This window comes from Actinocrinis sp. (genome assembly GCF_035946395.1).
GTDB lineage: Bacteria > Actinomycetota > Actinomycetes > Streptomycetales > Catenulisporaceae > Actinocrinis.
The window spans coordinates 1-9151 of the sequence record NZ_DASYZI010000170.1; the positions used below are offsets into that span (position 1 = coordinate 1).

Below are 9151 nucleotides of genomic sequence, written 5' to 3' on the forward strand. Positions count from 1 at the left end.
CACGCTCACGGCTCCGGCGTTGACCACCGCGGGTGGCACGGCCACCGCGAGCACGGTGTTCGTCAACGGCGGCACCACCACGCAAAACAACATCGCCCTGTCGCTGAGCGCGCCGAGCGGGTGGACTGTCGCGGCGACCACACCATCCACGTTCGCCACCGTCGCCGCCGGACAAACAGTCACCACCACCTGGCACATCACCGCACCCTCCGGCACGGCCCCAGGCGCTTTTGCACTTTCCGCACAAGCCACGCTCACCGGCTCTGGACCGTTCACGGACTCCGGCACGATCAACATCGCTTACCCGTCGATGGCCGCGGCGCTCAACAACGTTGGCATCACCGACGACACGAACACCAAGCCGGGCAACTTCGACGGACCCAACGGCGCCAGCTACTCCGCACAAGCACTCGCCGCCGCAGGCCTGACGCCCGGTGGCGCGTTCGCCCACGACGGGGTGACCTTCACCTGGCCGAACGTGGCGTCCGGCACCAACGACAACATCGTGGCCGGCGGGCAGGCCGTTCCGCTCTCCGGCTCCGGAACCACGCTGGGCATCCTGGGCTCGTCCGCTTACGGCACGGGCTCCGGTACTGGCACGGTCGTCTACACCGACGGCAGCACCCAGACATTCGGGCTCGCATTCGCCGACTGGTGGTCCAGTTCGGCGGCCGGTGGCACGGACATCGCCGCCACGCTGTCGTACATCAACAACAACGCCGGCAAGCAAACCCAGACCGTGCACCTGTACTACCAGGCGGTGCCGCTGACCACGGGTAAGACCGTGCAGGCCGTGATCCTGCCGAACGTGAGCGCGGGCGCGACGCCGAACGTCGTCGCCACGCACATCTTCGCGCTGGCGATCTCGTCGACTGCGACCGCCGGCGTGATCAGCCTTCGTGCTCACGCGAACGGCGACATCGTGACCGCGGACAATGCGGGTGCTTCGCCGTTGATCGCGAATCGCACGGCGATCGGTCCATGGGAGTCATTCGACCTGATCAACAACGCGGATGGGAGTGTGAGTTTCCGTGCTCACGCGAATGGCGACATCGTGACGGCCGATAACGCGGGTGCTTCGCCGTTGATTGCGAATCGCACGGCGATTGGTCCGTGGGAGGAGTTCGATCTGATCAACAACGCGGATGGGAGTGTGAGTTTCCGTGCTCACGCGAACGGTGACATCGTGACGGCCGACAATGCAGGTGCGTCTGCGCTGATCGCGAATCGGACGGCGATCGGTCCGTGGGAGGAGTTCGACCTCATCCACGATTGAGGCCTGAGATACATGAAATGGCCCGCGAATCCTGGTGCGGCAGGATTCGCGGGCCGTGGTCTGCGGACGAGAGGTCAACCTGTTGGCTGAACGTCCGACAGACATGGGATGAATCGTCTCTAGGTTTATGGATGGCGTCGACGTTGTCAAGGTGCCTGGCTGGTATGACTTGCACAAGTCCGAGCAAAATCTCGAAAACCTATCCAATGGTCCACTTGACGTGACTAATACATCGGAGCAATGCTCCGGGCGGCGTACCTATCGTGTGTCCGAGATCGGCGCTCTCGGCTCCGCCTCGCGGTGAGACGTCAGGCGTATCCGCACGCACTGATTCGGAGTCTCGATGAGAATGAGAAGGCTGAGAAGGTACGACGTGCCCGGACGGCGCGGGTTGCCGGCCGCAAGCAGCGTGGTGGCGCTCGCGGCAGTCGGTTGGACGTTGGTCGGCGCGGGGCAGAGCGCTGATGCTGTCGGCGCCGTCGCTCCCCGGGCCGCGGTGGCCCACGCCGTGACTGTCGGTGCGGGCACTACGGGCACTGCGGCGGCGGGCACGGTCTGGACCGGCACCTGGTCGGTCTCGCCGCAAAGCGGCGGCGCCTCGTTCAACCAGCAGACGTTGCGCCAGATCGTGCGCACCAGCATCGCCGGCACCTCGGTGCGGGTCCAGATCTCCAACGTGTTCGGCAGCCAGCCGCTGGCGATCTCCGACGTGCACGTCGCGCAGCGGTCCTCCGGTTCGGCGACCACGTCCGGCACCGACCACACGGTCACCTTCGCAGGTCAGTCCTCGACGACCATCCCGGCAGGCGGACTTGTGGCCAGTGACGCGATCGCCGTCTCAGTCCCCGCACTCTCGGACGTCGCCGTCAGCATCTACCTGCCGCAGCCGACCGGCGCGTCGACGTACCACCAGCAGGGCACGGCGACGAACTACATCGCGAGCGGCGATGTCAGCGGTAACAGCACCCTGTCCGGTGCGCAGACCACCGGAAGCTACTACTTCCTGACCAGCCTCGACGTGCAGAACACCGCGGCGGTCGGTTCCGTGGTCGCCCTGGGCGCCTCGATCACCGACGGCGTCGCCTCCGCGACGGACTCGAACCACCGGTGGCCGAACTATCTGGCCGACCGGCTGGTGAGCTCGGGCCGCGACGTCGGCGTGCTCAACCAGGGCATCAGCGGCAACCGGCTGCTGGTGGACGGCGCGGGCCAGAGCGCGATCAACCGGTTCGGCCGCGACGTGCTGACTCAGCCCGGGGCCAAATGGGTGATCTTCTCCGATGATCCGCTCAACGATCTCGGCTCGACCAGTCCGCAGCCCACCGCCGGCCAGCTCATCACCGGGGCCCAGCAGCTGATCTCGGCCGCGCACCAGAGCGGGTTGAAGTTCCTCTGCTCGACGCTCACGCCATATCAGGGTGCGGGCTACTGGAACCAGTCGGGCGAGAACGCGCGCGAGGCGTACAACTCGTTCGTGCGCGGCTCGGGCAGCGGCTGTGACGCGGTGGTCGATCAGGACAACGCCACCCACGACCCGAGCAACCCGACTCGGTATCTGCCGGCCTACGACAGCGGAGACCATCTGCACCCGAACGAGGCCGGAATGCAGGCGATCGCGAACGCGGTCGACCTGAACCTGTTCGGGCCGCCCGGCAGCCCGGTGGTCAGCCTGCGCGCGCATGCCGACAACATGATCGTGACAGCCGAGAACGCCGGTGCCGCACCGTTGATCGCCAACCGCACCTGGATCCAGACCTGGGAGATGTTCGACCTCATCACCAACCCGGACGGGAGCGTCAGCCTGCGTGCTCACGCGAACAACATGATCGTGTGCGCCGACAACGCCGGAGCGAGCCCGCTGATAGCGAATCGGACCGCGATCGGCCCATGGGAGTCGTTCGACCTGATCAACAATCCGGACGGCAGCGTCAGCTTCCGTGCCCACGCCAACGGCGACATCGTGACGGCCGAGAACGCGGGCGCGTCGCCGCTGATCGCGAACCGGACGGCCATCGGGCCCTGGGAGGAGTTCGACCTCATCTACGACTAGGCGGACACGAAGAAGCGCGCTGAAGGTCGTGGCCTGGTGTGATTGGCCCCACGTGGTTGATCGAACACAGCCCGGCTGGCTGTGTTGCCGGGGCGCCCGCAGGCCTCAAGTCTGAGGGTGCCCCGGCGCCTTGCCATCCGGGCGTGGATTGCCATTGCCCTGATCCGCCCAGACCCTTAGCGCACCCCAGGAATGCACTGAAGATCTTGCTCGTGATGCCCGGTTTGCTCCGGTTCGCCAGCGAATATCGATCTGGGTAAATCTACCTGGGCCGGGCGCGTTTTCAAGATCCTTATCGGGCTCCTAAGGCGTGCCCGAGGGGTGGGCTGGATCAGGGCGCTGCGGCTGGCGCGTGCTCCGCAAGGCGGAGGGTCGCACGCAGGCTGAGTGTCTGCGGGCGACTCGACAGGGCGGTGGGCGTGCGTCCCAGGAGACGTGCCCGGCCCCGCGTCTCAGGCTCCGTCCTTGCCGCCGTGTGACAGTGTCAGAGCCGTGAGGGGTGTCGTTGCGTTTCGGCCTCGACGAAGCGCGCGAGGCGCGCTACCCCCTCGCGGATCAGGTCGGGCGTCAGGGCGCTGAACGAGAGGCGGAGCGTGTACCGACCGCCGTCGGCGTCGGGGTAGAAGTACATCATCGGCGTCCACAGCACGCCGAACTCGCGTGCGCAGCGGGCCAGCGCCTCGTTGTCGGCGCGGAAGGGCACGTGCACGGCCAGGAAGAAGCCGCCGCTCGGCCGATTCCACCGCACGCCGAGCGTCTCGCGCGTGTCGGCGGGGAACCGTGCGTCCAGCTCGCTGAGCAGTGCGTTGAGATTCTCGTGGTAGTACGCCGCCGGGCGCGTGTTGAGCTCGGAGAGGCGGCCGCCGGCCGCGAGCAGGAGGCCTGCGACAGAGGCCTGGCTCAGCGGCGAGGTGTTCACCGTGATCATGCTCTTGATCTTCGAGAGCTCATCCGCGAGCAGGCGGATGGCTCCGGTCGCGTCCACGATCTCCTGGTCCGCGACGACGTATCCCACGCGCGCGCCGGGGAACGCCGACTTCGCGAACGAGCCGATGTGCACCACGCGCCGCTCACGATCCAGAGCCTTGAGGGTTGGGACGCGCTCGCCGTGGCTGACCAGGCGATAAGGACTGTCTTCAAGCAACAGCAATCCGTGGCGTCCGGCCAGGTCGAGCAGTTCGCGCCGGGTTTCGAGGGGAACGGTGTTTCCGGAAGGGTTCGAATGGTCCGGGACCAGGTAGAGCGCGCGCGGGCGGCGCCCGGCGGCGCGTTGCGTGAGGATCGCCTGCTCCAGGTCGGCGCAGCTGAGCCCGTCGTCACGTTCGGGTACTGCCACGGTGTGGAGGTCGAGCAGCTTCGCCGCGCCGGTGATGCCGACGTAGCACGGCGTCGAGACCAGCAGCACGTCGTCGCGGTCCGCGAACAGCGCGCGCAGGACCAGGAACATCGCCTCCTGGGCGCCGACGGTCACGACGACCGCTTCGGGCCGCGTCTCGATCCCCTCGTCGTCGCGCAGCGAGGAAGCGATCAGATCCCTGATGATCCCGGCGGACGGGCCGTACTGGTAGAGGGCATTGCGCACCGCCTCGGGGGAGCGGCCGCTCTCGGCCAGGTGGTCCAGGAAGCGGCGGACGGACGCGAAGACGGATTCGATCTCGAAGAAGCCGCCGTACGGACGTCCGGGCGCGAACGAGATGGCGTCCGGGAAGCGGTCGGCGATCTCGTTGAGGAACTCCATCGTGTCCATGTCCGGGTCGGACAGGCTGGCGTGGAGCCGATGCTTGGGGATTGCCGAGCCGGATGATGATGCCTCGTCGGCCGACGGGGCGGCAGCCGGGGGAGCGGAAGTGGTTGCGGCGAGCGGCGTGTGCGGTCGCCATGGCGAAGTGACGGTCACGTCGACCAGGTCGCGGCTGATGCCGGCAACGTCGCCGACACCGGCCAGCGTCATCGTCTCGCGCAGGCCTTGCCGGAGCATGTCGAGGACTTGATACGCGCCGTCCTGTCCCGCGACAGCGAGACCGTGCAGCACCGGGCGTCCGACGAGCACCGCATCCGCGCCGAGCGCCAGCGCGGCCAGAACGTCGCCGCCACGCCGGATCCCGCCATCTACGAGCACGGGTACCCGTCCACCGATCGCGGCGGCGACGGACGGCAGAACGTCGATCGTGGCCGGTGCGCCGTCGAGCTGCCGGCCGCCGTGGTTCGACACGATCACGCCGTCCACGCCGGCGTCGAGCGCGCGCAGCGCGGCGCCCGGCGTGAGCACGCCCTTGAGCAGCAGCGGCAGAGTGCTGATCGAGCGGAACCATTCGACGACCGACCAGTCGAGCGCCGGGTCCATCTCGGCTGCGGCGTGCGCAGCCGGTGACGAGAACCGGGTGTCCGGCAGGTTCGCCGGATGGATGTGCGACGGCAGGGCGAAGTCGTTGCGCAGGTCTCGCAGCCTTCGGCCCAGGTGCGGAGCGTCCACGGTCAGGACCAGCGCTTCGAGCCCTGATTCCTGCGCGTCCTCGACGAGCCGGCGCGTCGTGTCGCGCTCCCGGAAGCAGTACACCTGCAACCACAGCGGCGCGGCCGTCGCCGGTCGCAGCTCCTTGAAAGCGCGGCCCGCGAACGTGCTCAGGACCACCGGCAGGCCGAGCGATCCCGCCGCCTGGACCGTCGCCAGCTCGCCCTCCGGATGCACCAGCGTGTGATACGCCATGGGCGCCACACCGACCGGCGCGGCCCACGGCCGGCCGAACAGCGTGACATCGGTCTGCGCGACGCCGGCGCCGGTCAGGATGCGGGGGAACAGTCGAATCGTGTCGAACGCGGCGCGGTTCGCGGTGAGCGTGCGTTCGTCCCCTGCCCCGCCGGTGACGAAGTCCCAGATGTCGCGGGGCAGGCGTGCCTGCGCCAGCCGGGCGTAGTCGTCGAGCGTGAGCGGCGGGGCAGGGGCGTCGGCCGAGTCCATGGCTTGCTTTCTGCTCAGTTCGCGCTATTCGAGTTTTTCGAAGCCGGCGTGCAGATTGTCCCAGAGCGCGGCGCGTGCCCGCAGCGCGGTCTGCACGGTGGCGGCGCACTCGTCCCAGCGGGTCTGGTCGTCGGCGCACAGGTCGATGAGCATCTGCATGGCCATGGGGGTGTGCTGCTCGCCGTCCACCTCGATGTGCCGGGCGAGGTAGTCCTTGAAGACGTCGAGCCGGCCGTCGGTGTCCGGAATGGTGATCACCTGCTGGAACATCTCAGGGATCAGATCCTCGCGGCCGAAGGCGAACGCGGCGGCCTGGCAGTGCACCGGCGCGGTCTCGATGATCTCCCAGGTCGTGGTGACGAATTCGGCGGCCGCCGCGGGGATCTCGGCGACTTTCACGGCGTCGCGGACGGTGACGCCCGCCTTCAGCTGGCTGAGGAACGTCTCGATCGGCACGGTGTCGGCGCCCGTGTCGCGCATACCGTTCAGGTAGAGCTCGAAGTGGCTTATGTAGCCCTCGCCGAGCTCGTCGCTCTCCTCGACCAGCACGATCTCGTTGATCAGTCGGCGGCTGGCGGTCGGACCCTGTGGGACCCACGGCACCTGGACGCACGTCAGCTCGCGTTGCAGAGTCTTGAGCAGCGACATGAAGTCCCAGACCGCGAACACGTGAGACTGCTGGAAGGTGCGCACCCGCGGCAGAGTGTTGATCGCCCGGTACATCGGGTGCTCGACGACGCGGCGGCGCGCGGGGTCGATCGCCTGCTGGAGGCTGACCAACCCGGGATGGGTGCGGTCCCACTGATAACGACTATTAGCCATGAGATCAGCTCAGCATTCTGTTATTTCGGGGCTGTGACATTTCGGTAATGTTTCATTGCAGTGACGCGTGCTCAGTGTGATTATTTGAGCACCGTGCGCAACGCCCGGCGCAGCTGCTCGGCGTCGGGTTGCATAGCTTGGTCCAGGGCCAGCGCGAAGGGCAGAACGGCGCCGTCCGGGCGGGTCACCCGCACCGGCGGCGCGGTCAGGTGCGCGGTCTCGGCGGCGACGGCCAGCACCTCGGCGGCCAGGCCGCCGTACCGGTTGGCGTCGTCGATCACCGCCAGCCGGCCGGTCTTCGCCAGCGACCGCTCCAACGCGACCCAGTCGAACGGGTACACGCAGCGCGGATCGAACACCTCCACGTCCACTCCCTCCGCGGCGAACTCCTCCGCCACGGCCAGGGCGGCGTGCACCGACTGCCCGACCGCGACCAGGGTGACGTCAGTGCCCTGCCGGTGGATGCGCGCCGAACCCAGCGGCACGGGTTCGAGCGGCGCGGTGACGTCCTCGCGCACGCCGAGCGCCGCCGCGGGCGCGAACACCACCACGGGGTCCGGGTCGTAGATCGCGCTGGTCAGCAGGCCGTACGCGTCCGTCGGTGTGGCGGGCACCACGGTCTTGATCCCGACGTGCGCCAGCAGCCCGTGCGGCTGATCCGAATGCTGCCCCGCCCAGCCCGCGCGCGACCCGGAGCCGGGCACCAGGTAGGTCACCGGCACGCTCGCCTGCCCGCCGGTCATCAGGTGCAGTTTGTGCGCCTGGTTCGCGATCTGCTCGAACGTCAGGAACAGCAGCGACGGGATCTGGAACTCGATCACCGGGCGTAATCCGCTCAGCGCCGCGCCCACCGCCAGCGAGGTGAACGCCTGCTCCGACAGCGGCGTGTCCACCACCCGATCGGGCCCGAACTTGGCCTGCAACCCCAGCGTCACGCCGGACATGCCGGCGCCCACGTCCTCGCCGAGCACGACGACGCTCTCGTCGGTGGCCAGCGCGTTGTCGAGGGCCTTGTTCAGCGCCTTCAAATATGACAGCCAGCTCATACCATGACCCCCGGCCGCGGGATCAGGCCGTCGGCGTACAGGAAATCCGCCGCGGTCGCCGGATCGGGCTGCGGGCTGGCCAGAGCGAACTCCAACGCCGCGGCCAACGTGCGCTCCACTTCCGCGTCGATCGTCTCCCGCTCACCCTCGACCAGCAGGGCGCTGGCCCGTTCGAGTGGATCGCGGTCGCGCCACGCGGCGATCTCCTCCGGTGTGCGGTACGTCAGGCGCATGCGCCGCTCCATGGTGTGGTGCCCTTCGAACCGGTAGGTCGTGCATTCCAGGTACGAGGGGCCGCCCCCGCCGCGTGCCCGCTCCACCGCAGTGGTGGCGGCGGCCAGCACGGCTTCGGCGTCCATGCCGTCCACCGCCTCGGCGGGCAGCCCGAACCCGGCCGCTCGCGCGACCCCGGAACCGGAGCCGCCTGGATCGGAGACCGCGCTCGCGGCCGGCAGAGTCGTGGCGTATCCGTTGTTCTCGCACACGAACACCACCGGCAGCGACCAGATCGCGGCCAGGTTCCAGGTCTCCAGCAGCACCCCCTGGTTCAGCGCGCCGTCGCCGAAGAAGGTGACCACGACCCGGTCCGCGCCCGCGCGCTTCGCGGCCCACGCGGCGCCGGCCGCGATCGGCGCTCCGGCGCCCACGATCCCGTTCGCGCCCAGCACGCCCAGGGACAGGTCGGCCGCGTGCATGGATCCGCCGCGCCCGCGGTTCAGGCCGCCCACGCGTCCGGCCAGTTCGGCGAGCATCCGGGCTGGATCAGCACCCTTAGCCAGCACGTGGCCGTGCCCGCGGTGCGTGCTGGTGATCTGGTCCTGCGGCCGCAGCGCGGCGCACACGCCCACCGCGACGGCCTCCTGCCCGATGTACGGATGAGTGCCGCCGACGATCACGCCCGACTTGACCAGCTCCAGCGCCTGCTCCTCGAACCGGCGGATCAGCCGGATCGCGCGATACCGGCCCGCAGGCGTGCTCAGGTCCACCGGTGCCGGGTT

General features: G+C 68.7%; 6 protein-coding genes. 2 read left to right on the top strand and 4 right to left on the bottom strand.

The window, feature by feature from the left end:
* Positions 1–1276, top strand: a 1276-nt coding sequence (locus tag VGS97_RS10735) for an NEW3 domain-containing protein (protein ID WP_326853194.1), incomplete at its 5' end; no start/stop codon positions are given.
* 373 nt (positions 1277–1649) lie between these two features.
* Positions 1650–3326 (top strand): SGNH/GDSL hydrolase family protein, encoded by a 1677-nt coding sequence (locus VGS97_RS10740; RefSeq protein WP_326853195.1) that lies wholly within the window; start codon positions 1650–1652, stop codon positions 3324–3326.
* A gap of 484 nt (positions 3327–3810) precedes the next feature.
* Here VGS97_RS10740 and VGS97_RS10745 read toward each other — a convergent pair whose 3' ends face one another.
* The 4 genes from VGS97_RS10745 to VGS97_RS10760 all read right to left on the bottom strand — a co-directional run bounded on the left by VGS97_RS10745 (position 3811) and on the right by VGS97_RS10760 (position 9139).
* The gene (locus VGS97_RS10745) at positions 3811–6285 is read right to left on the bottom strand and encodes an aminotransferase class I/II-fold pyridoxal phosphate-dependent enzyme (protein ID WP_326853196.1); all 2475 of its coding nucleotides are present in this window, start codon (positions 6283–6285) and stop codon (positions 3811–3813) included.
* 24 nt (positions 6286–6309) lie between these two features.
* Entirely contained in the window at positions 6310–7107 is a 798-nt protein-coding gene (locus VGS97_RS10750) for a DUF3050 domain-containing protein (RefSeq protein WP_326853197.1), read from the bottom strand.
* A gap of 80 nt (positions 7108–7187) precedes the next feature.
* Positions 7188–8153, bottom strand: a complete 966-nt coding sequence (locus VGS97_RS10755) for an alpha-ketoacid dehydrogenase subunit beta (RefSeq protein WP_326853198.1) — start codon at positions 8151–8153, stop codon at positions 7188–7190.
* Positions 8150–9139 (bottom strand): thiamine pyrophosphate-dependent dehydrogenase E1 component subunit alpha, encoded by a 990-nt coding sequence (locus tag VGS97_RS10760; protein WP_414641684.1) that lies wholly within the window; start codon positions 9137–9139, stop codon positions 8150–8152. The genes VGS97_RS10755 and VGS97_RS10760 overlap by 4 nt, the downstream gene beginning before the upstream one ends.
* Between the last annotated feature and the right edge of the window lie 12 nt (positions 9140–9151).

Excerpts from the sequence above, each read along its gene's own strand:
- VGS97_RS10745 (WP_326853196.1), bottom strand. The coding sequence starts at position 6,285 with ATGGACTCGGCCGACGCCCCTGCCCCGCCGCTCACGCTCGACGACTAC.
- VGS97_RS10750 (WP_326853197.1), bottom strand. The coding sequence starts at position 7,107 with ATGGCTAATAGTCGTTATCAGTGGGACCGCACCCATCCCGGGTTGGTC.
- VGS97_RS10755 (WP_326853198.1), bottom strand. The coding sequence starts at position 8,153 with ATGAGCTGGCTGTCATATTTGAAGGCGCTGAACAAGGCCCTCGACAAC.